Source organism: Candidatus Skiveiella danica (genome assembly GCF_022705245.1).
Lineage (GTDB): Bacteria > Pseudomonadota > Gammaproteobacteria > Burkholderiales > Burkholderiaceae_C > Skiveiella > Skiveiella danica.
The window spans coordinates 37,602-60,233 of the sequence record NZ_JAKJEW010000025.1 but is presented as its reverse complement, the minus strand read 5'-3'; the positions used below and the strand labels follow the sequence as shown (position 1 = coordinate 60,233).

At 66.9% G+C, this 22,632-nt stretch carries 18 protein-coding genes; 13 read left to right on the top strand and 5 right to left on the bottom strand.

The window, feature by feature from the left end:
- Nucleotides 1-16: 16 nt before the first annotated feature.
- From ACMUOY_RS14575 to ACMUOY_RS14565, 3 genes are all read left to right on the top strand, one after another.
- Nucleotides 17-1,072 carry a TRAP transporter substrate-binding protein gene (locus ACMUOY_RS14575; RefSeq protein WP_413893453.1) on the top strand — a complete coding sequence of 352 codons (1,056 nt, stop codon included), beginning with the start codon at nucleotides 17-19 and terminating at the stop codon, nucleotides 1,070-1,072.
- A 72-nt stretch (nucleotides 1,073-1,144) separates the two neighbouring features.
- Complete coding sequence (locus ACMUOY_RS14570) at nucleotides 1,145-1,690, top strand: NUDIX hydrolase (protein ID WP_413893452.1); 546 nt, start codon at nucleotides 1,145-1,147, stop codon at nucleotides 1,688-1,690.
- Between the two features lie 182 nt (nucleotides 1,691-1,872).
- The gene (locus tag ACMUOY_RS14565) at nucleotides 1,873-2,694 is read left to right on the top strand and encodes an esterase/lipase family protein (protein ID WP_413893451.1); all 822 of its coding nucleotides are present in this window, start codon (nucleotides 1,873-1,875) and stop codon (nucleotides 2,692-2,694) included.
- A 121-nt stretch (nucleotides 2,695-2,815) separates the two neighbouring features.
- On the opposite strand, the gene ppa is transcribed toward ACMUOY_RS14565, so the two are convergent.
- Nucleotides 2,816-3,352 (bottom strand): inorganic diphosphatase, encoded by a 537-nt coding sequence (gene ppa, locus ACMUOY_RS14560; protein WP_413893450.1) that lies wholly within the window; start codon nucleotides 3,350-3,352, stop codon nucleotides 2,816-2,818.
- A gap of 232 nt (nucleotides 3,353-3,584) precedes the next feature.
- Here ppa and ACMUOY_RS14555 point away from each other — a divergent pair, with 232 nt between their 5' ends.
- On the top strand, nucleotides 3,585-5,795 hold the full coding sequence (locus ACMUOY_RS14555; RefSeq protein WP_413893449.1) for a sodium-translocating pyrophosphatase: 2,211 nt from the start codon (nucleotides 3,585-3,587) through the stop codon (nucleotides 5,793-5,795).
- A 124-nt stretch (nucleotides 5,796-5,919) separates the two neighbouring features.
- On the opposite strand, the gene ACMUOY_RS14550 is transcribed toward ACMUOY_RS14555, so the two are convergent.
- Both ACMUOY_RS14550 and ACMUOY_RS14545 read right to left on the bottom strand, forming a co-directional pair.
- Nucleotides 5,920-7,233, bottom strand: coding sequence for a glycerate kinase type-2 family protein (locus ACMUOY_RS14550; protein ID WP_413893448.1), 1,314 nt, complete (start codon nucleotides 7,231-7,233; stop codon nucleotides 5,920-5,922).
- A 116-nt stretch (nucleotides 7,234-7,349) separates the two neighbouring features.
- The gene (locus ACMUOY_RS14545; RefSeq protein ID WP_413893447.1) at nucleotides 7,350-7,937 is read right to left on the bottom strand and encodes a TetR/AcrR family transcriptional regulator; all 588 of its coding nucleotides are present in this window, start codon (nucleotides 7,935-7,937) and stop codon (nucleotides 7,350-7,352) included.
- 158 nt (nucleotides 7,938-8,095) lie between these two features.
- On the opposite strand from ACMUOY_RS14545, the gene ACMUOY_RS14540 reads away from it, so the two are divergent.
- Nucleotides 8,096-8,920, top strand: coding sequence for a metal-dependent hydrolase (locus ACMUOY_RS14540; RefSeq protein WP_413893446.1), 825 nt, complete (start codon nucleotides 8,096-8,098; stop codon nucleotides 8,918-8,920).
- Between the two features lie 50 nt (nucleotides 8,921-8,970).
- The gene (locus tag ACMUOY_RS14535) at nucleotides 8,971-10,821 is read left to right on the top strand and encodes a YhgE/Pip domain-containing protein (protein WP_413893445.1); all 1,851 of its coding nucleotides are present in this window, start codon (nucleotides 8,971-8,973) and stop codon (nucleotides 10,819-10,821) included.
- Between the two features lie 11 nt (nucleotides 10,822-10,832).
- Here ACMUOY_RS14535 and ACMUOY_RS14530 read toward each other — a convergent pair whose 3' ends face one another.
- A complete protein-coding gene (locus ACMUOY_RS14530; protein WP_413893471.1) occupies nucleotides 10,833-12,056 on the bottom strand; it encodes an MFS transporter in 1,224 nt (407 codons plus the stop codon).
- A gap of 99 nt (nucleotides 12,057-12,155) precedes the next feature.
- Between ACMUOY_RS14530 and ACMUOY_RS14525 the strand changes: the two genes are divergently transcribed.
- From ACMUOY_RS14525 to mgtA, 7 genes are all read left to right on the top strand, one after another.
- Entirely contained in the window at nucleotides 12,156-13,589 is a 1,434-nt protein-coding gene (locus ACMUOY_RS14525; protein ID WP_413893444.1) for an aldehyde dehydrogenase family protein, read from the top strand.
- A gap of 117 nt (nucleotides 13,590-13,706) precedes the next feature.
- On the top strand, nucleotides 13,707-14,468 hold the full coding sequence (locus ACMUOY_RS14520; RefSeq protein WP_413893443.1) for an SDR family oxidoreductase: 762 nt from the start codon (nucleotides 13,707-13,709) through the stop codon (nucleotides 14,466-14,468).
- 44 nt (nucleotides 14,469-14,512) lie between these two features.
- On the top strand, nucleotides 14,513-15,076 hold the full coding sequence (locus tag ACMUOY_RS14515) for a glutathione peroxidase (protein WP_413893442.1): 564 nt from the start codon (nucleotides 14,513-14,515) through the stop codon (nucleotides 15,074-15,076).
- A gap of 58 nt (nucleotides 15,077-15,134) precedes the next feature.
- Entirely contained in the window at nucleotides 15,135-16,289 is a 1,155-nt protein-coding gene (gene moaA, locus ACMUOY_RS14510) for a GTP 3',8-cyclase MoaA (RefSeq protein ID WP_413893441.1), read from the top strand.
- A 48-nt stretch (nucleotides 16,290-16,337) separates the two neighbouring features.
- Entirely contained in the window at nucleotides 16,338-16,961 is a 624-nt protein-coding gene (gene mobA, locus ACMUOY_RS14505) for a molybdenum cofactor guanylyltransferase (RefSeq protein ID WP_413893440.1), read from the top strand.
- Nucleotides 16,958-18,298 carry a gephyrin-like molybdotransferase Glp gene (gene glp, locus ACMUOY_RS14500; RefSeq protein WP_413893439.1) on the top strand — a complete coding sequence of 447 codons (1,341 nt, stop codon included), beginning with the start codon at nucleotides 16,958-16,960 and terminating at the stop codon, nucleotides 18,296-18,298. The genes mobA and glp overlap by 4 nt, the downstream gene beginning before the upstream one ends.
- 92 nt (nucleotides 18,299-18,390) lie before the next feature.
- On the top strand, nucleotides 18,391-21,144 hold the full coding sequence (mgtA, locus tag ACMUOY_RS14495; protein ID WP_413893438.1) for a magnesium-translocating P-type ATPase: 2,754 nt from the start codon (nucleotides 18,391-18,393) through the stop codon (nucleotides 21,142-21,144).
- Nucleotides 21,145-21,157: 13 nt separating this feature from the next.
- Here mgtA and ACMUOY_RS14490 read toward each other — a convergent pair whose 3' ends face one another.
- Complete coding sequence (locus ACMUOY_RS14490; RefSeq protein WP_413893437.1) at nucleotides 21,158-22,543, bottom strand: phenylacetate--CoA ligase family protein; 1,386 nt, start codon at nucleotides 22,541-22,543, stop codon at nucleotides 21,158-21,160.
- Nucleotides 22,544-22,632 lie beyond the last annotated feature (89 nt).

Sequence of the window (22,632 nt, the reverse complement as noted above, 5' to 3'; positions counted from 1 at the left end):
TTTTACGGAGACAACCATGATTCAACGTCGCACCCTGCTGAAATCCGGCGCCGCAGCCGCCGCGCTCGGCGCACCTGGCCTGTCCGCGCTCGCGCAGCAGACGGTGACCCTCAAGTTCCATACCTTCATGGCGCCGCAGTCCAATGTGTGGATCAACATGCACAAGGCCTGGATGTCGAAGGTGGAGGCCGAGTCGGGCGGGCGCATCAAGTTCGAGGCCTATCCCGCCATGCAGCTCGGCGGCACGCCGGTGCAGCTGTATGACCAGGCCAAGGACGGCGTGGTGGATATCGTCTGGACCCTGCCCGGCAACACCGCCGGCCGTTTCCCGCGTATCGAGGTGTTCGAGCTGCCGTTCATGATGAGCAATGCGGAAGCCACCTCCAAGGCGTACTGGGAGTACGTGCAGACGATGGCACCGGACGAGTTCAAGGATGTGCAGGTCATTGCCCTGCATGTGCATGGCCCCGGCGTGATCCACACCACCGAAAAGCCGGTCAAGACCACGGGCGACATGAAGGGCCTCAAGATGCGCGCACCCACGCGCCAGGTCACCAAGCTGATGGGTATCCTGGGCGCAACGCCGGTCGGCATGCCGCTGCCCGGCATCCCCGATGCGCTGAGCAAGGGCACCATCAACGGCTGTGTCATCCCCTGGGAAGTCGTGCCGTCCGTCAAGGTTCAGGAGCTGACCAAGTACCACGCCGAATTCGATCCGGCCGGCGGCGCGCTCTACACCACCACGTTTGTGATGGCCATGAACAAGGCCAAATACAACTCGCTGCCGCCCGACCTGAAGAAAGTCATCGACAACAACTCTGGCCTGGCCACCTCCGCCTGGCTGGGCAAAGTGCAGCAGGCCGGTGATGCAGCGGGCCGCCAGGCCGCCGTCGGCCATGGCAACGTCATTTTCACGGTTGGCCCGGCCGAAGCGCAGGAGTTCCGCCGCAAGGCCCGCCCGATCGAAGCCGAATGGGTCGAGGACATGAACAAGCGAGGCTTCGACGGCCGCAAACTGCTGGACACGGCACGTGCCCTGATCGAGAAGAACACCAAGACCACCAAGTCCTGAACGCGCCGCCGGGCAGCGCATCAAGGGGCTCCGCAAGGGGCCCTTTTTGTTTTTCAACTTAAACTTGCGCGGATGCACCGCAGCCCCATCAAGCACTGCCGCAACTGCGGAACGTCCGTCGTCTACCGCCTGCCCGACGACGGCGACACGAAGGAACGGGCGATTTGCACCGCCTGCCAGACTGTTCACTATGAAAACCCGCTGAACGTGGTGGGCACGGTGCCGCACCTGGACGACCGCGTGCTGCTGTGCAAGCGCAACATCGAGCCGCGCAAGGGCAAGTGGACCCTGCCCGCCGGCTTCATGGAACTCGGCGAGACCACCCTGCAGGGTGCTGCGCGCGAGACCGATGAGGAAGCGGGCGCCCGGTTCGAGATGGAGTCGCTGTTCAGCGTGCTGAGCGTGCCCAGGGTCGGACAGGTGCACCTGTTCTACCGCGCCCGGCTGCTGAGCGACCGGTTCGATCCCGGCTTTGAAACCATCGAGGCCCGGCTGTTTGCCGAGTCCGAGATTCCCTGGGATGAGATTGCCTTCAGGACCGTTCGCGAGACCTTGATGTGCTACTTCGCCGACCGGCGCGCAGGCCGCTTCCAGGTGCACACCATCGATATCGATTGACGGCCGCGGCGGCCGCGGCTGCTGGCGCTTGGCGTACCCCCCGTGGTAACCCGGACAGCCGGGGTCGCGAACGTGACGAAAAGCAGGGTTGCCCGCTCTAAAACAGGCCCTGTTGGCCTTGAGTGCCGTTGAAAAGCTGCTACCGTCACCAGTTGGATTCACACCCGGAAAGCAGCGCTCACGTGACCCGTTCCGACGCCCTCCCGACGCCCTCTTCCTCGCCCGAGCCTCACGCGCACCACGAAGGTCCGCCGCCCAGCCCCTGGCTGATCGCCATGGAGTTCCGTGCGTTCTGGGAATTCGGGGCGATCGTCCCGTTCTGGCCCCTGCTGCAGCGCGCCCCCGTGGGCGACGGCCACCCAGTCATCGTGTTCCCGGGACTCTCGGCCAGCGACGGCTCCACCGTGCCTTTGCGCAGCTACCTGACCAACCGCAACTACGATGTGAGCGGCTGGAACCAGGGCCACAACTTCGGACCTCGCGCCGGCGTGCTGGAAGCCGGCTCGCACCAGATCCGCGAAACCTTCCTGGCCGCCGGCAAGCGCAAGGTGAGCCTGATCGGCTGGAGCCTGGGCGGCATCTACGCCCGGGAACTCGCCAAGTTGCATCCGGAACTGGTGCGCTCGGTGATCACCCTGGGCACCCCGTTCTCAGGAGCGCCCGAAAGCACCAATGCCTGGCGCCTGTTCCGCCTGACGAGCGGGCGCGACATCAAGGCCGAAACCCGGCGCTTTGAACTCCCGGTTGCGCCGCCCGTGCCCACCACCAGCATCTATTCGCGAACCGACGGCATCGTGGCCTGGCAGGGCAGCCTGCAAAAGCGCAGCAGGGCCAACCCGAATACCGAGAACATCGAGGTCATTGCCAGTCACCTGGGCATCGGCATGAATCCCAGTGCCATGTGGGCCGTGGCCGACCGGCTGGCGCAACCCGAAGGGGCCTGGCGGCCTTTCGAGCGCCAGGGCCTGCTGCGCGGCTTGCTGTACCCGAACCCTGCACGCTGAAGCCGCAACGATCGCCCGCTCCAGGAAAAAGCGCCTGCCGGTTCAAGACCCGCAGGCGCTTCTTTATTGATAGCTTCCAAGCGCCAGAAGGCGCTGGGGAATAGCCATTTTCAGCGAAAAATCAGGCGTGGGCCTTGTTGTAGTTGGCAATGCCGTCCATGATTTCCCGGGTGGCCGACTCGGGGCCTTCCCAGCCCAGAATCTTGACCCACTTGCCTTCTTCGAGGTCCTTGTAGTGCTCGAAGAAATGGGCAATCGTCTTCAGGCGGATCGGGCTCAGATCCTCCGGCTTCAGCCAGCGGGTGTAGAGCGAGAGGATCTTGTTGGTCGGCACGGCCAGCACCTTGCCGTCCTGCCCGGCTTCGTCTTCCATCTTCAGGATGCCGATGGCGCGGCAGGGCACGACCACGCCGGGGATCAGCGGCACCGGCGTGACCACCAGCACGTCCACCGGATCGCCGTCGCCGGAGATCGTCTTGGGCACATAGCCGTAGTTGGTGGGGTAGTGCATGGCCGTGCTCATGAAGCGGTCGACGAAGATCGCGCCGGTGGCCTTGTCCACCTCGTACTTGACGGGATCGGCGTTCATCGGGATTTCGATGATCACGTTGAATTCATGGGGCGCCTTGGGGCCGGGGGTGACGTTGTCGAGGGACATGGGCTTGTCTTTGGAGTTTGAGATGAATCAGAAAAAGTGCATTGGCCTTGGGATTAACCCTGATTTTACTTTCACCGGCCTTGCGCCGGGCCCGGTGGACGGGGGAAATCAAGTTACATTGCGTCCGTTGGCCAATCGACTCCCCGGATCGGGAGCGAGGAAGCAACGCAGCGGGGGTTCCTCCACGGCGTTGAGCCCCTTCCACGCGAAACAACGACTCGAGGAGTAATACATGACAGGCAACTCGGCGCTCATTCTGGCGCTTGTCTGCGGTCTCATTGCCGTGATTTACGGTTTCTGGGCCCGTGGATGGATTCTTTCCCAGGACGCGGGCAATGCCCGCATGCAGGAGATCGCGGCCGCCATCCAGGCCGGTGCGGCGGCCTACCTGGCCCGGCAGTACAAGACCATCTCCATGGTCGGCGTCGTGCTGGCGGTGCTGATCGGCGTCTTCCTGGACGGCAAGACCGCCGTGGGCTTCATCATCGGTGCGGTTCTGTCCGGCGCCTGCGGCTTCATCGGCATGAACGTCTCGGTGCGCGCCAACGTGCGCACCGCGCAGGCCGCCACCCGTGGCATCGGCCCGGCTCTGGACGTGGCCTTCCGCGGCGGCGCCATCACCGGGATGCTGGTGGTGGGCCTGGGCCTGCTGGGCGTGGCCGGTTTCTTCTGGTTCCTGGTCGGCAATGGCAACCTGACCCCGGACAAGAAACTCGCCGACCTGCTGAACCCGCTGATCGGCTTTGCCTTCGGCTCCTCGCTGATCTCGATCTTCGCGCGTCTGGGCGGCGGCATCTTCACCAAGGGCGCTGACGTCGGCGCCGACCTGGTGGGCAAGGTGGAAGCCGGCATCCCCGAGGACGATCCGCGCAACCCCGCCGTGATCGCTGACAACGTGGGCGACAACGTGGGCGACTGCGCCGGCATGGCTGCCGACCTGTTCGAAACCTACGCCGTGACACTGATCGCCACCATGGTGCTGGGCGCCCTGCTGGTGGCCACGAACCCGATGAGCGCCGTGATGTACCCGCTGGCGCTGGGCGGCGTGTCCATCATTGCCTCCATCATCGGCTGTTTCTTCGTCAAGGCCTCGCCGGGCATGACCAACGTGATGCCCGCCCTGTACAAGGGCCTGGCCGTGGCCGGCGTGCTGTCGCTGATCGCCTTCTACGGCGTGACGATGTGGATCATCCCCGACAACGCGATCACCGCCAGCGGCAGCCAGATCAAGCTGTTCGGCGCCTGCGCCGTCGGCCTGGTGCTGACGGCCGCCCTGGTCTGGATCACCGAGTTCTACACCGGCACGCAGTACTCGCCGGTGCAGCACATCGCCCAGGCCTCCACCACCGGTCACGGCACCAACATCATCGCCGGCCTGGGCGTGTCCATGCGCTCCACCGCCTGGCCCGTGCTGTTCGTCTGCATCGCCATCATCGCCGCCTATTCGCTGGCCGGCCTGTACGGCATCGCCGTGGCGGCCACCTCCATGCTGAGCATGGCCGGCATCGTCGTGGCGCTGGACGCCTACGGCCCGATCACCGACAACGCCGGCGGCATTGCCGAGATGGCCGAGATGCCCGCCAGCGTGCGCGACATCACCGACCCGCTGGATGCCGTGGGCAACACCACCAAGGCGGTGACCAAGGGCTACGCCATCGGCTCGGCCGGTCTGGCCGCACTGGTGCTGTTCGCCGACTACACCCACAAGCTGGAAAGCTACGGACGCGCGATCAGCTTCGACCTGAGCGACCCGATGGTGATCGTGGGCCTGTTCATCGGCGGCATGATCCCTTACCTGTTCGGCGCCATGGCCATGGAGGCCGTCGGCCGCGCTGCGGGATCGGTGGTGGTCGAAGTGCGCCGCCAGTTCCGCGAGATCAAGGGCATCATGGAAGGCACGGCCAAGCCCGAATACGGCGTGGCCGTGGACATGCTGACCAAGGCCGCGATCAAGGAAATGATGATCCCGTCGCTGCTGCCGGTGGTGGTGCCGATCCTGGTCGGCCTGATCCTCGGTCCGAAGGCGCTCGGTGGCCTGCTCATGGGCACCATCGTGACCGGCCTGTTCGTGGCGATCTCGATGTGTACCGGCGGCGGCGCCTGGGACAACGCCAAGAAGTACATTGAAGACGGCCACCACGGCGGCAAGGGCAGCGAGGCGCACAAGGCCGCCGTGACCGGCGACACCGTGGGTGACCCCTACAAGGACACCGCCGGCCCCGCCGTCAACCCGCTGATCAAGATCATCAACATCGTGGCGCTGCTGATCGTGCCGCTGGTGGTGAAGTTCCATTCGGGCGACGCGGCCGCCGCGCATGCCCCGGCGGTCGCAACGCCCCCGGCCGTGACCGCCCCGGCGCCCGCGGCCCCCGCTCCGGCCGCGGCACCCGCTGCCGCGCCGGCGGCCGACACCGCAGCGTCCGCTGCCTCGGCCGCGAAGTAATCCGGGCGCCGCGTGCGCCCCAACAAAAAAAGACCCGCTTCGGCGGGTCTTTTTGCTTCTGAATCCGGAGCAGTTACTGACCATCCCACGCCGGGATGGCCGGCTTCTGATGTGTGAGGCGGCCTCAGGGCTGCTGCGCCGGGCCACCTTCGCCACCTTCGATCAGAATGGCCCGGAAATCGTTCACGTTGGTCAGCGTCGGGCCGGTGATCACCGAATCGCCCAGCGCCTGGAAGAAGCCGTGGCCGTCGTTGGCGTCCAGGCTGGCGCCGGGGTTGATACCCGCCGCCCAGGCCCGCGCGAGCGTGTTGGGCGCCAGCACCGCACCGGCAATTTCTTCCGCCCCGTCCACGCCGTCGGTATCGCCGGCCAGCGCGTACACGCCGGCCAATCCGTCCAGCGCCACGCCGAGCGCCAGCAGGAATTCGACGTTGCGCCCGCCCCGCCCCTGGCCACGCAGGGTCACCGTGCTCTCGCCGCCGGACAACAGCACGCACGGCGCCTGGAACGGCTGGCCATGCACCGCCACCTGGCGCGCGATGCCGGCCAGCGCCTTGCCCAGGTCGCGCGCCTCGCCCTCCAGGCTGTCGCCCAGGATATAGGGCGTGATACCGGCCGCACGCGCCACCTGCGCAGCGGCTTCCAGCGCCATCTGGGGCGCGGTGATCATGCGGGTCTCGGCGCGCGCCAGCCTGGCATCGCCGGGCTTGACGCTCTCGCCCTCTGCGCGCTGCAGCAGCGCGCGCACGGCGGGTGGCAGCTCGATGCGGTAGCGGTCGATGATGGCCCGCGCGTTGGCGCAGGTGGTCGGGTCGGCCACGGTGGGGCCAGAGGCGATGTCGATCGGGTTGTCACCCGGCACATCGGAGATCAGCAGCGTCAGCACCACCGCCGGGTAGCAGGCGGCAGCCAGGCGCCCACCCTTGACCGCGGACAGGTGGCGTCGCACGCAGTTCATCTCCGAGATCGTCGCCCCGCTCTTCAGCAGCGCGGTGTTGACGGCCTGCTTGTCCTGCAGCGTGAGGCCGTCGCCCGGCGCCACCAGCAGCGAGGAGCCGCCCCCGGAGATCAGCGCAATCACCAGGTCGTCGGCCGTGAGGCCGCTGACGAGTTCCTGGATGCGCTGCGTGGCGCGCAGACCGGCCGCATCGGGCACCGGGTGCGCGGCCTGCACGATCTGAATGCGCTGACAGGGCACCTCGTATCCGTAGCGCGTGATGACCAGGCCCTCCAGCGGGCCGTCCCAGTGGTCCTCCAGGGCGCGGGCCATCGCGGCCGACGCCTTGCCCGCGCCGATGACGATCGTGCGGCCCTTGGGCCGGGTCGGCAGGTGCGGTGGCAGGCACAAGGCCGGCTGGGCCGCGGCGACAGCCGCGTCAAACAGGCTGCACAACAGGCCGCGGCGGTCAGCGGTGGAGGACGTGGCAGAGGCGGTCACGGTTGAAACCTTTCAAGAACGTTGGGCCGGCAGATTGCTTCAATAAACGTAGCAAACGAAGACCATTTTACGCTGGGAAAAGGCAACTAAAACGCTGAAATTGCGGCTGGTTCCGCTCAGGCGGCCCGCCCCTGCACTACCGCCAACAGCAGGCGCCCTGCGGCAGCCGACAAGTCCGGCAAGGCCTGTGCCCGATCCTGCTCGATGGCCTGCAGCACCAGCTCATGGATGCCGCCGACCACGGCCAGCGCCATCGGCCGCTCCAGGCGCGCGGGTTCGCGCCCGGCATTGATCACATCGAGCATGAAATCGGCCATCTGGTCGTGCACGCGGCGCCGCGCGGCCAGGCCGGTGGCCCCGAGGCCGAGAATCTCGACGAACAGCGTGCGCAGCAGCACCGGGTTCTGCGCCAGGCTGCCCAGGTAGGCGCTCAGTGCCTGGTCCACCTGGGTCTGCCAGTCGCGGGCCGGGTCTATGGATTCCCGCAGCACGCGCAGGCCGCGAAGGCTGGCGGATTCGTACAGCGCAATCAGGGCCGAGGGCTTGTCGTCGAACTGCTCGTAGAAAGTGCGGCGCGACACCCCCGCCTCACGCACGATGTCGGCAATGGTGGTGTCGGCATAGCCCTTGGTCGCCACGGATTGCGCAAGTCCCTGCAGCAGGCGGGTGCGGTGGTCGGTAACGGGCGAATCTTCGGTTTGCATGGCGCCTCGGTGCGCGTTTCGTGGGTTGAACCTGTAATGTGCCATGCGGGGCGCGGGTGCCGGCTGTTGACATGGGTCCGGTCTTGCAGGCCGGAATTGGTACGTTAAAGTACCATCCAGACTTGCCCCCCCCCCCTTGAACCGATCCGAAACACCCCATGACCGACCTTGTTGTCCGCCGCCTGCTGATCGATCTCGAATCCCCCGTGCAACGCCACTGGTGTGGCGGCGACGCGTTTCGCAGTGCCTTCTTCGGGGCGCTGTCGATGAGCTTTCCGATCGGCGAACAGTTCTTCATCGACTCGGTGCGCGCCGGCCTGAAGGCCCTGCCGCCCGAGCAGCAGGCACGTTTCAAGGACGAGGCGCAGGGCTTCATCGGCCAGGAGGCCACGCACCGGCGCATTCACGCCCTGTTCAACGAGCAGATTCAACAGCATGGCCTGGTCAATGACTGGGAGCCGCGCGCGCGAAAGCGGCTGGCCCTGATCACCAGCCTGGACCCCCGCCACGGGCTGGCCATCACCGCGGCCAACGAGCACTTCACCGCCCTGTTCGCCGAATGGATGCTCAGCCACCCCGAGTGCCTCGACGGCACCGAGCCCCGCCTGAAGACCCTGTGGCTGTGGCACAGCGCCGAGGAAGCCGAACACAAATGCACCGCCTTCGACCTCTACCAGGCGCTGGGCGGCAGCGAGCACTGGCGGCTGAAATGGATGCGCCGCGTCACGGTCATCTTCCTGTTCGATACGCTGCGCCAGACGCTGAACAACCTGCAGCGCGACGGCACGCTGTGGCGCTGGAGCACGTGGACGAGCGCGGCCCGTTTCCTGTTTGGCCCGCAAGGCATGATCCGCGCTAGCATCAAGCCCTGGCGCGCCTGGTTCCAGAACGGCTTCCATCCCGCGCAGCAGCACAGCACGCTGTCCGAGAACTGGCTGCGCGAGAACGCACCGAGCTATTCCGTGGTCGGCCAGCGCAGCTGAAGCCTCGCGCAGGCACGTACTAGACTCGGGCGAACCCCGGGTCACGCTTCATGCTCCATTTCTTCCTTGTCGCCCTGCGCGCAGTGCGCGCCGATCTGGCGTTGGTACGGGGTTCGCGCATGCTGCGGCTGGCGGTGCTGGGCGTTTCGATCGTGCCGGCGATCTACGCGTTGATCTACCTCTCCAGCGTCTGGGATCCCAACGCCAAGACGAGCGCATTGCCGGTGGCACTGGTCAATCTGGACGCGGGCATCCACTACCAGGGCCACGACATCAACGTCGGCTCGCAGCTCGGCGCGGTGTTGATCGGCAAACGCATGTTTGGCTGGCAGACCGGTACCGATGCCGAAGCGGCGCGCCAGGCCGTGGCCTCGGGCCAATTGGCTTTTGCCGTCATCATTCCCGCAGATTTCAGCGCGCAGGCCGTGCCGGGCGCTGTGGCGGGCGGCGGCAAAATCCGCGTGATCCTGTCCGAGGGCAACAACTACTCGTCGGCAGGCTTTGCCCGAAGATTTGCGGCAGAGCTGGGTCATCAGGTCAATGAAACCCTGAACGAAAAGCGCTGGGAGCTGGTGCTGTCCACCGCGCTCGGATCGCAGCAAAGCCTGGCGCGGCTGAAGTCGGGCATGGAGCAGGTGCGCAACGGCGCCAGGACGCTGGCGCAGGGCGCAGGCCAGTACAGTGCAGCCGCCGCTCAGGTTTCCGGCGGATTCAGCCAGGTCGCCTCCGGCGTGCGCACCCTGGAGACCCGCCTGCCCGCCGATGGGGACCTGAAGGCACTGGCTTCGGGCTCCAGGCAATTGCTGGCCGGCCAGCGTGAACTGGGCGCCGGCCTGGAGCAGTTGCAGGGTGGCGCGGCACGCCTGACGGACGGGGCACGCCTGCTGCAGACCCAGAGCGCCGACATCCCTTTCTACGGAAGCACGGTGGCCAAGGGTGCCGGCGATCTCGCCGCAGGCGCCAGCCTGCTCGGCGAGGGTCTGGGGCGCGCGCGGGATGCCAACAGCCAGCTGGTTCAAGGGGCCACGCAGCTGGACGCCGGCGTTGCCAGCCTGACCGATGGCCTGGCCGCCATGGGCGGCGGTGTGCGAACGATGGCGTCACGCCTGCCCGCCGACGACAAGCTTGACGCCTTCGCTGCGGGCGGAAAGACCCTGGCCAGCGGGGCCGACCATCTGTACGCCGGCATCAAGCTGCTCGACGCCGCCCTTCCTGCGACGATGGACAAGCTCGACGGCAGCGCGCGCGGACTGGCCGATTCGGTCGAACCCGAACTGGAGAACCTCGCCCCCGTGCCGAACAACGGCAGCGCATTCGCGCCCAACATGGTGGCCGTGGCGCTGTGGATCGGCGCGGTCATGGCCGCCTATCTGTTCAACCTCAACCTGGTGCCGGCCAGCCTGGCCCATGAACCGCGCCTGGCCCTGGCCGTCGGAAAATTTGTGGTGCCTGCCAGCGTCACCGTGCTCCAAACCGCGCTGGCCTACCTGATGCTGGTCTTCGGCCTGGGCGTGCAGGCGCCCTCGTCCGTCAACCTGCTGCTCACCATGGTGGTGGCGTCGTGGGTGTTCCTGGCCATGTTGTTCGCGCTGCTGCGCGTGTTCGGCGAGGCCAGCAAGCTCTTGGCGGTGCTGCTGCTGACCCTGCAGCTGGCCGCCGGCGGCGGCGTGATCCCGGTCGAACTCAGCGGCGGCCTGTTCCAGACGGTGCACCACTGGCTGCCGTTTACCTGGGTGGTGAAGGCTTTCCGGGTCAGCCTGTTTGGAGCCTACGACCATGGCTGGGCACAGGCCTGGGGCACGGTGATCCTGGCCGGTTGCGCCGCCCTGCTGCTGGCCGCCTTCGTGGGACGCTGGAAGGTCGTGCCGGACGCCGACTACCGCCCCGGCATCGAGATCTGATTACCGGGAATTCAGGCGGGCTGCAGCCGCCGGTGGCGCACCAGAAGGCCCGCCATCGCCAGCACACTGAAGGTCGCGCCCGCGCCGAAGGTGGTCGCTGCGCCAAACACCTCCCACAGCGCCCCCGCCACCACACTCGCTAGCAGCATGGCCAGGCCGCTCACCAGGTTGAAAAAGCCGTAGGCCGTGCCCCGCAGGTCGATCGGTGCCACGTCGGCCACCATGGCCGCCAGCAGGCCCTGCGTCATGCCCATGTGCACGCCCCAGAGGCCCACGCCCACCAGCATCACCGCCCAGTGCGTGCTGGCCGCCAGCACGGCGTCGGCCGCCACCAGCACCGCCAGGCCCGCCAGCAGCAGCCGCGTGTGCGACATGCGGTCTGACAGCTTGCCGAACGGATAGGCGCTGGCCGCGTACACCAAGTTCATCGCCACCATCACCAGGGGCACCAGCGCCACGGCCACGCCGGTCTGCTGCGCCCGCAGCACCAGGAACGCCTCAGAAAAGCGCGCCAATGTGAACACCGCTCCGATTCCCACCACCCACCAGTAGGCCGGACTCAGGCGTTTGAGGTTGGCGCGTGAAATCGGGTTGACCCGTGGCGCCCCCGGCGCGCGCTGCGGCTCACGCACACCCACCACCAGCAGCAGCACGGCCAGCGCCGCCGGGATCACCGCGACGGCGAACACCGCCCGGTAGTCATTGGCCCACAGCAACATCAGGCCCACCGCCATCAAAGGGCCGACGAAGGCCCCGACCGTGTCCAGCGCCTGGCGCAGGCCGAATGCGGCGCCCCGCTGCTCGGGCGGCGTGATATCGGCCACCAGAGCATCCCGGGGCGCACCGCGAATCCCCTTGCCGACCCGGTCCAGCATGCGCGCCGAAAATATCAGCCCCGGGCCAGTGGCCAGCGCAAACAGCGGCTTGGTCAGCGCGCCCAGCCCGTAGCCGATCACCGCGAGCACCTTGCGCTTGCCGACATAGTCGCTGATGACGCCGGAGAACACCTTGGTGATCAAGGCCGTGGCCTCGGCCAGACCCTCGATCAGCCCGACCACGGCCACGCTCACGCCGAGCGAGCCCACCATGAACAACGGCAACAGGCTGTGCACCATCTCGGACGATACGTCCATCAGCAGGCTGACAAAGCCCAGCGCCCAGATGCTGGCCGGCAAGCGGCTCAGGACAACGGGTTGTCCGGGCGGGCCATCTGGCGACGAATGGGGGGAAGGCATGCTCATGAGAGAGTCCGCAAACCTGGCGGCCGCTCATGCTAACCCGTTGTGGTCACCCGGCACACCGCCGACCGGGCGGGATTGCGTCAAAATGAAGCCATGCAGCTCAATTACATCGCCAACGCCTCCACGCCCTCCTCGTCCGGCCGCACGATCCCGGTGATCGACCCCTCCGACGGGCAGGTTTTCGACGAGATCCAGCGCAGCAACGCCCAGGACATCGATGACGCGGTCCACGCCGCGCGCCAGTGTTTTGATGCCGTCTGGCGCAAGGTCAGCGCCGCCGAGCGCGGGCGATTGCTGATGAAGCTCTCCGCCAAGGTGGCCGAGCACGCCGACGAACTTGCGGCCATCGAGCAGCGCGACTGCGGCAAACCCACCAAGCAAGCCAAGGCCGATGCGCTGGCACTGGTGCGCTACTTCGAGTACTACGCCGGCGCCTGCGACAAGCTGCACGGCGAGACCATCCCCTACCAGGACGGCTACAGCGTGCTGACCTGGCGCGAACCGCACGGTGTCACCGGCCACATCATTCCGTGGAACTACCCGATGCAGATCTTCGGACGCAGCGTGGGCGGCGCGCTGGCCGCCGGCAACGTCAGCGTGGTCAAGCCCGCGGAAGACGCCTGCCTGAGTCTGATCCGCGTGGCGCAACTCGCGGCCGAGGTGGGATTCCCCGCCGGCGCCATCAACATCGTCACCGGCTACGGCCATGAGGTCGGCGACGCCTTGGCGCGCCACCCTGGAATCGACCACATCAGCTTCACCGGCAGCCCCGGCGTGGGCACGATCATCCAGCAGGTGGCGGCGGAACGCCACTGCCCGGTCACGCTGGAACTCGGCGGCAAGAGCCCGCAGATCATCTTCGCCGATGCCGACCTGGACGCCGCCATTCCGATGGTCATCAACGCCATCGTGCAGAACGCCGGGCAGACTTGCAGCGCCGGCTCGCGCGTGCTGATCGACGAGCTGATCTACGAGCCCCTCCTGGAGCGCCTGGGAAAGGCCTTTGAGAAGCTGCGTGTGGGCCCGGCCATCCTGGATCTGGACGTCGGCCCGCTGATCCGCCAGAGCCAGCAGCAGCGCGTCTGGGATTTTCTGAGTGATGCTCAGGTGGCCGGCATCCCGATGGTGGCGCAAGGCCAGATCGTCGACGAGGCACCCGAGACCGGCTTCTACCAGGCGCCCACCCTGCTGCGTGATGTGCCGGTGAATCACCGCCTGGCGCAGGACGAAGTTTTCGGCCCGGTGCTGTCGGCCATGCGCTTTCGCGATGAAGACCATGCCGTGGAACTGGCCAACGCCACGAGGTTCGGGCTGGTCGCCGGCGTCTGGACGCGCGACGGCGCGCGCCAGTTCCGCATGGCCAAACGCGTGCGCAGCGGCCAGGTCTTCATCAACAACTACGGCGCCGGCGGCGGCGTGGAACTGCCCTTTGGCGGGGTGAAGTCATCGGGCTACGGGCGCGAGAAAGGGTTCGAGGCGCTGTTGGGGTTCACCACGCTGAAGACCGTGGCAATAAGGCACGGCTGAGCGCTCCAGACACCCTTTGGCGCCTTCCCGGGCAGTAATTTGAATCAAACTGGCCTTTTCCCAGCGTGGATGGGTCATTTTCAGCTATCACTTCAGAAGCAAACAGGAGATTCCAGCATGCGAGTCAAGAACAAATCCATCATCGTCACGGGCGCCGGCGGCGGCATTGGCGAGGGCATCGCGCTGCGGCTGGCGGCCGAAGGCGCGCGCGTCATCGTCAATGACATCAACGAAGCGCTGGGCAACAAGGTGGTCGAGGAAATCCTGCGCGCCGGTGGCGACGCGGCCTTCTTCAAGGCCGACGTAACGAAATCCGCTGAGGTCAAGGCGCTGGTGAACGCCGCTGTGCAGCGCCACGGCAAGCTCGACGCGATGGTCAACAACGCTGGCTGGACGCACCGCAACCGCCCGGCGCTGGAGGTCAGCGAGGACGAGTTCGACCGCTGCTACGCGGTCAACGTGAAGAGCATCTATCTGTCCACCATTCACGCCGTGCCCGCCTTCAGGGCCAACGGGGGCGGCAGCTTCATCAACATCGCCTCCACCGCTGGCGTGCGCCCGCGCCCGGGCCTGACCTGGTACAACGGCTCCAAGGGCGCTGTCATCACCACCAGCAAGTCGCTGGCCGCCGAACTGGGGCCGGACAACATCCGCGTGAACTGCATCAACCCGGTGTTCAACCCGACCACGGGGCTGGCCACGGAGTTTGCCGGCGGCGAGCTCACCGAGGAACGCATGGCGAAGTTCCGCGCCACCATTCCGTTGGGGCGTTTTTCCACGTCGCTGGACGTGGCCAACGCCGCGCTGTACCTGGCCAGCGACGAGGCGTCCTTCATCAGTGGCGTGTGCATCGAGGTGGACGGCGCTCGCTGCGTATGACATGCCTGCGGGCAGGGCTTCTGGCGGTGCCCTACAGTGCCAGCATGAACCGCGCACCCACCCTCGCCCTTCCCCTGGCCGCCTGGCTGCTGCTGGCACCCGGCGGCGCCCAGGCCGCCGGCTTCTGCGCCGGGCTCGACAGCTACAAGGTCAACCCGATCGTCGGCGGTGCGCCGATCGATCTGTGCCGGCTAGACGCCAAGGCGGTGCTGCTGGTCAACACCGCCAGCGCATGCGGCTTCACCCCGCAGTACGAAGGCCTGGAGAAGCTGAACCAGCGCTACGCCCGTGACGGCCTGCGCATCGTCGGCCTGCCGGCGAACGACTTCGGTGCCCAGGAGCGCGGCAGCAACCAGCAGATTGCCGAGTTCTGCCAGGTGAACTACGGTGTGACCTTCACGGTCGGCGAAAAGCTCGCCGTGCCGATCCGGCGCGACCCGCTGTACGCCCAGCTGGTGCGCATCTCGGGCAAGGCCCCGCAGTGGAACTTCCACAAATACTTGCTCAGTGCCGACGGCCGGGTGCAGAGCTTCGACTCGAATGTCACACCGCAAAGCCGCGAGCTGGTTCAGGCGATCGAGGTCGCGCTGAAGCCTGCCGCCCGCTGAGCCGGCAGGGCAAATCCCCCTGCCGGTCAGGGGCAAGTGCCCCGGCATAATTGTCCGCATGTCCGAACGCGTCATCCCTCTGGTCGACCAGCGCATCGCCTCGCTGGCGGCGCCCGTGCCTGCGCAGCCCATCGTTGCCGACGGCCTGCTCAGCGACGCCTTGGGCCGCCCCCTGAGCGACCTGCGCATCAGCGTCACCGACCGCTGCAACTTCCGCTGCAACTACTGCATGCCCAAGGAGGTGTTCGACAAGGACTACCCCTACCTGCCACACGGCGCGCTGCTGAGCTTCGAGGAAATCACCCGCACGGCGAAACTGTTCGTCGCCCACGGTGTGCGCAAGATCCGTCTGACCGGCGGCGAGCCGCTGCTGCGCAAGAACATCGAGGTGCTGATCGAGCAGCTGGCCGCGCTGCGCACGCCGGATGGCCAGCCGCTGGACCTGACACTCACCACCAACGGCTCGCTGCTGGCGCGCAAGGCGAAGTCGCTCAAGGCGGCCGGGTTGAAGCGGGTGACCGTGAGCCTGGACGGGCTGGACGACGCGGTGTTCCGCGCGATGAACGACGTGGACTTTCCCGTGGCCGACGTGCTGGAAGGCATCGAGGCCGCGCGCGCAGCAGGGCTGGGTTCGGGTGAGCCCGGCCACAGCCTGAAGATCAACATGGTGGTCAAGCGCGGCACCAACGAGCATGAGATCCTGCGCATGGCGCGGCATTTCCGCGGCACCGGCATCGTGCTGCGCTTCATCGAGTACATGGACGTGGGCGCCACCAACGGCTGGCGCATGGACGAGGTGCTGCCCAGCGCCGACGTCGTGAAGATGATCCGTGCCGAGCTGCCGCTGGTGCAGCTCGACCCCTCGGTCCCGGGAGAAACCGCCGAGCGCTGGGGCTACGCCGACGCCCGCGGCCGGCACGACCCGGCGCTGGGCGAGATCGGCGTGATCAGCAGCGTGACCCAGGCCTTCTGCCGAGACTGCAACCGGGCGCGCCTGTCCACCGAGGGCAAGTTGTACCTGTGCCTGTTCGCCGGTCAGGGCTACGACCTGCGCGCGCTGATTCGCGGCGGCGCCAGCGACGAGGACATCGCCTCGGCCATCGGCGCCATCTGGCAGGGCCGCAGCGACCGGTACTCCGAACTGCGCAGCACGCTGACACCCGACACCGGCCCGGCGACGCGTCGCGTCGAGATGAGCTACATCGGTGGTTGAACGGGCAGCGGCCAATGGTGCACACGACATCTTAGAAGCGGGAATTGAATGATCAACGCACACGACATCACCGCGCTGGTCCTGGCCGGCGGCCGCGGCACGCGCATGGGGGGAGTGGACAAGGGGCTGCAGACGTTCAATGGCACCCCGCTGGCGTTGCACACGCTGTTGCGCCTGCAGATGCAGCAAGGCGACCTGATTGGCGAGGTGATGATCAACGCGAACCGCAATCTGGCTGCCTACGAGGCGTTCGGCGCACCGGTCTGGCCCGACTCGCTGCCCGACTACGCGGGTCCGCTGGCCGGCTTCATGACCGGACTGGAGCGCTGCGAAACCCCTTTCCTGATGACCGTGCCTTGCGACACGCCCCTGTTTCCGCCCGACCTGGCGGTGCGCCTGGCCGATGCGCTGGGGCGCGAAAACGCCGACATTGCGATGGCAGCAGCCCGCGAGGAGGATGGCCAGATCCGCACCCAGCCGGTGTTCTGCCTGCTGCGCGCCGAGTTGCTGGAGAGCCTGGTGGCCTTCACCCACGAGGGCGGGCGCAAGATCGACCGCTGGACCGCGCTGAACAAGACCGTGACCGTGCCTTTTGATCAGCCCAATGACGATCCCCGGGCCTTCTTCAACGCCAACACCCTGGCCGAACTGCATTCGCTGGAAACCCGATGAAGACGCTTGAACAGATCGGCGCGGAACTTCAGGGCTACGACCCGCAGGCCCTGCGCGCCAGCGACGTGAATGCATTCCTCGCAAAGCTGGTTGAACCGGTGACGCAGACCGAAACGGTCAGCATCTTTGCTGCGCTCGACCGCGTGCTGGCGCAGGACGTGGTCTCACCGATCAGCGTGCCCCCGCACGACAACTCGGCGATGGACGGCTTTGCCTTTGTTGGCGCGCAATTGCGCAAAGATGCACCGCTGGCATTGAAAGTTATCGGCACCGCCTTCGCCGGCAAGGCCTGGCAGGGCGCCGTGGGCCCGGGCGAGTGCGTGAAGATCATGACCGGCGCCATCATGCCCACCGGGCTGGACACGGTGGTGCCGCAGGAGTTCACCACGGTTGCGGGCGACCGCGTCACCATCCCGGCAAAGCTGCTGCAGCGTGGCGACAACCGGCGTGCACTCGGCGAAGACCTGATGGCCGGGCGCGCAGCCCTGTCCCAAGGCACGCGCCTGTCGCCGGCGGCCTGCGGCCTGCTGGCCAGCCTGGGCATCGCGACGGTGCCGGTCTTCCGCCGGCTCAAGGTGGCCTATTTTTCGACGGGCGACGAGATCCTGAGCCTGGGCGAGCCGCCGCGCGAAGGCGCGGTGTACGACAGCAACCGCTACACGGTCTTCGGGCTGCTGACGCGCCTGGGCTGCGAGGTGATCGACCTGGGCGTGGTGCGCGACGAGCCCGCGCTGCTGGAGGCGGCCTTCACCCGGGCGGCGCAGCAGGCCGACGCCATCATCACCAGCGGCGGCGTGAGCGTGGGCGAGGCGGACTTCACCAAGACCATGATGAAGCAGTTGGGCGACGTCGCGTTCTGGCGCATTGCCATGCGCCCGGGCCGTCCGATGGCTGTGGGACGCATTTCAGGCAACAAATTGGCATCACCCCAGCGTGAAATGGTCGCAAACAGCTATCCAAACGATAGCAATCTGCCTCCCTCTTCAGCCATCCTGTTCGGACTGCCCGGCAACCCGGTGGCGGTGATGGTCACCTTCCTGGCCTTCGTGCGCCCTGCCCTGCTGTGCATGATGGGCAACACCTCGGCACCATCGCCGCTACTGAAGGCGCGAAGCCTGGAGTCGATCCGCAAGAAGCCGGGCCGCACCGAGTACCAGCGCGGCACCGTCAGCACCGCGGCCGACGGCACGCTTCAAGTGCGCACCACCGGCAACCAGGGCTCGGGCGTGCTGAGTTCCATGGTGCAGGGCAACGGCCTGATCGTGCTGCACCACGATCAGGGCAGCGTGGCAATTGGCGACGAGGTCGACGTGATGATGTTCGACGGTGTGATCTAGCGCCCTGACAGATTCATACTGTCGGTGTATGGTGGGCACAAGGCCGCAGATGAAGCGGCCCCACCGGGCCGACCGGCCCTTTCAGGCCACCCATGAACCGCGCCAGACATCCCGGCTTCTTCGCTCGTTTCCTGCACACACGGGCCATCCACCGGCTGTTCCGGCGCATGGCGATGCTGGAGTCGCTGGCCGGCACCTCCATCAGCCGGGAGATGCCGGACGTCCTCGGCAAGACGTTGACCGAGGCGGCCCGCGCCGAACCCGCCGACGTCCTGCGTTCGCTGGCCAGCCACGCCGACGGGCTGACCGAACCGGAAGCCCGCGCCGCATTGCGCCGCTGTGGCCCGAATGAGGTCGAACACGAGAAACCCCTGCCGTGGTGGCAGCACCTCTGGCACTGCTACCGCAACCCGTTCAACCTGCTGCTGACCGTGCTGGCTGCGATCTCCTGGGCGACGGATGACATCAAGGCTGCCACCGTCATCACGGCCATGGTCGTGCTGTCCACCGGTCTGCGTTTCTGGCAGGAAAGCCGATCCCACGAGGCCGCCGACAAGCTCAAGTCCATGGTGAGCAGCACCGCCACCGTGCTGCGGCGTGCCCAGGGCGACGCCCCGGCGGCGGGCCAGGCAACCGGCGCCAGCGCAGCCGGGCCGCGCCGGATCGAGGTGCCCATCCGCCGGCTGGTTCCCGGTGAGGTGCTGGTGCTGTCGGCCGGCGATATGATTCCGGCCGACCTGCGGCTGCTTTCGGCCAAGGACCTGTTCGTCGGCCAGTCCGCGATGACCGGCGAATCCATGCCGGTCGAGAAATTCCCCGCTCAGCGCGATGCGAAAACGATCAACCCGCTGGAGCTCGACAACATCCTGTTCATGGGCACCAACGTGGTGTCAGGTTCGGCCACTGCCGTGGTTCTGGCCACTGGCAAGCAGACCTATTTCGGCGCGCTGGCGCAGCGGGTATCCAGCACCGACCGCTCGCCGACCTCCTTCCAGACCGGGGTGAACCGCGTCAGCTGGCTGCTGATCCGCTTCATGGCGATCATGGTGCCGCTGGTGCTGCTGCTCAACGGCTTCACCAAGGGTGACTGGCTGCAGGCGATGCTGTTCGCGCTGTCGATCGCCGTGGGCATGACACCGGAAATGCTGCCGATGATCGTGACCTCCACGCTGGCGCGCGGTGCGGTGTTCCTGTCGCGCAAGAAGGTGATCGTGAAGCGGCTGGACGCGATCCAGAACTTCGGCGCGATGGACGTGCTGTGCACCGACAAGACGGGCACGCTGACGCAGGACCGGATCGTGCTGGCGCAGCACCCCGACGCCTGGGGCAACGAGTCGGCGCAGGTGCTGAAGATGGCCTACCTGAACAGCTACTACCAGACCGGCCTGAAAAACCTGCTCGACGTGGCGGTGCTCAAGCACGCGGACGTCCACCGCGAGATGAATGTGGCCCAGGACTACGCGATGGTGGACGAGATGCCCTTCGACTTCAGGCGCAGGCGCATGTCGGTGGTGGTGGCCGAGCGCGACCAGCGCCATCTCCTGGTCTGCAAGGGTGCGGTCGAGGAGGTGCTGGCCGCGTGCACGCAGGTGCAGCGCGCAACGGCCAGCGAGCCATTGACGCCGGAGTTGCTCGCCCGGCAGCAGTCGCTCACCGGCGCGCTCAACGCCCAGGGGCTGCGCGTGGTGGCCGTTGCGGTGAGGGAGCTTCCTCCTGAAAAAACAGACTATGGCGTCGCTGACGAATCGGCTTTGACGCTGGTCGGCTACGTGGCCTTCCTCGATCCGCCCAAGGAAACCACGGCCCCGGCACTGGCCGCGCTGGCCAGCCATGGCATCACCGTGAAGATTCTCACCGGCGACAACGAAGCCGTCACCGCCAAGATCTGCCACGACGTGGGCCTGGCACCGGGCAAGGTGCTGCTGGGTTCGGACATCGAGGCACTGGACGATGCGCGGCTCGCCGCCGTCGCCGAGACCACCACGGTGTTCGCCAAGCTGACGCCCGCGCACAAGGAGCGCATCGTGCGCCTGCTCAAGGGCAACGGCCATGTGGTCGGGTACCTCGGCGACGGCATCAACGACGCTGCGGCGCTGCATGTCGCGGACATCGGCATCTCGGTGGACACGGCCGTGGACATTGCCAAGGAGGCCGCCGACATCATCCTGCTGGAGAAGAACCTCATGGTGCTGGACCAGGGCGTGCTGGAGGGCCGGCGCACCTTCGTCAACATGCTCAAGTACATCCGCATGACGGCCAGCTCCAATTTCGGCAACGTGCTGTCGGTGCTGCTGGCCAGCGCCTTCATCCCCTTCCTGCCGATGCTGCCGATGCACCTGCTGGTGCAGAACCTGCTTTATGACGTGTCGCAGGCGGCCATCCCGTTCGACAACGTGGATGAAGAGTTGGTGACCCGGCCGCTGCACTGGCAACCCGCCGCCATCGGGCGCTTCATGTTGTTCTTCGGTCCGGTCAGTTCGGTGTTCGACCTGGCGCTGTTCGCGCTGATGTGGTTCGGCTTCGGCGCCAGCAGCATCGCGCAACAGACCCTGTTCCAGTCCGGCTGGTTCGTGTTCGGCGTGCTGACCCAGACGCTGGTGGTGCACCTGCTGCGCACGCCGCGCATGCCCTTCGTCCAAAGCCGCGCTGCCCCGCCGCTGCTGGTGATGACGCTGGTGATCGCGGCGGCTGGCGTGTTTCTGCCCATGGGCCCGCTGGCGCCCTATTTCAAGCTGCAGGCTTTGCCGCCGCTTTACTTCGTCTGGCTGGTGGTGCTGCTTTGTGGTTATGCGGCACTCACCCAGGTCATGAAGACATGGTACGGCCGGCGTTTCGGCTGGCTCTGATGCGTCCCAAGGTTCAGTGGCCGCCGGCAATCACGCGACAGGCCTTGCCGCTGCGCCCACGCCGCACGGGCTTCCCTGTTTCTTCCAGCAGCCGCAGGCCTTTCACACCCTGCGTGGCGGCGAAGGCGAGCAGCGCGGCCCGGCAGCGGGCCATCGCGGCGGCCGCTGCCTCGTCGTCGCCGGGCAGGCGCAGGGCAAGCGTGCGGGCATCGACCTGGCGCAGCTGAAAGTCATACACGCCCGCCTGCTCCTCGATCACGGTGGTCAGCGCCATCGGCAGGAGGGTCACGGACCGGCCATCGGGTCCGGCCATCACCACGGGGTCGTCGCGTCGTCCCTGCACCTCGATCACCGGCATGGAGGAGCCACAGGCGCAGGGGGCATCGACGACAGTGACCTGGTCACCAAGGTCGTAGCGGATCAGCGGCTGCACGGTATTCGCGAGGTGGGTCAGCAGGGTCGAACATGAGGGCTGCCCCGGAGGGACCGCGCATCCGTGCTCGTCGACTGGCTCGAGGATGAGCCAATCGGCATTCAGATGCATGTGGCCGTGGCCACATTCCCAGCCCATCGTGAGGAACTCGGAGGCGCCATAGCTGTTGCGCACCGTGCCGCCCAGTGCCTGTTCGATCCGCCGGCGCACCGCCGGCCCCAGCGTCTCGCCACCGGTCCAGAGTTCGCGTGGCCTGAACCTGAGGGCGCCGCGCCGGGCCTCGTCAGCCAGCAACACCGCCACTGTCGGATAGGTGGCGATCACCGTGGGCGCATAGCTGTTGAGCGCTTCGACCAGTTCGGCAACCGGCTGCAGGATGGAGAAACTGCGGAAACTGCGGCGCATCCACGGATTGAGCTGGCGCAGGCGCTCGATCGACACATGGCTGGCAAAGTGGCCGCCCAGGACCCCCACGAAGGCCAGACGCTCGCTCAGGTACAGCGGATCGCTCCAGCGCTGCGTCGAGAGCGGCGCGCTGCGGCGCAGCGCCTCCAGGGCGTCGTACACGGCCATCGTTGCCGCATCCTGCACGAAGACGCCCGGCTGATGGCTGGTGCCCGAGCTCTCCCAGACGACGTAGCGACCCAGGTAGGCCTGGCCGATCGCATCGGGATCAGCGGTAAAGGCCTTCAGGTCGGCCAACCGGAGCTGCGGGTCCGTGACCCAGTCATCGAACCGCGCCATCAGCGCCTGGCGGGTCACCGGTGGCAGTTCCGCCAGCGGGACCTCCGGCCCGATGCCCGCCAGATGCTCGCGGTAAAAGCGGGACGCACGGACGATGGTCTCACGCAAGCGTGCCAGGCGGGCGCGCTGTCGCGCTGCAAGGGCACCCGGCCCAGCCCGGCCCGCCGCCAGCACATCCAGCGACACCGAAGCCAGCCGATAAGGATCGAACACGGGGGCCATGGGCTCATGCTAGGACGGCGGGAAACACCGACCTTGCGCTGGATCAACGTCGCGCGATCCCCGGCGGGACAGGACCGCCGCTTTGCTTG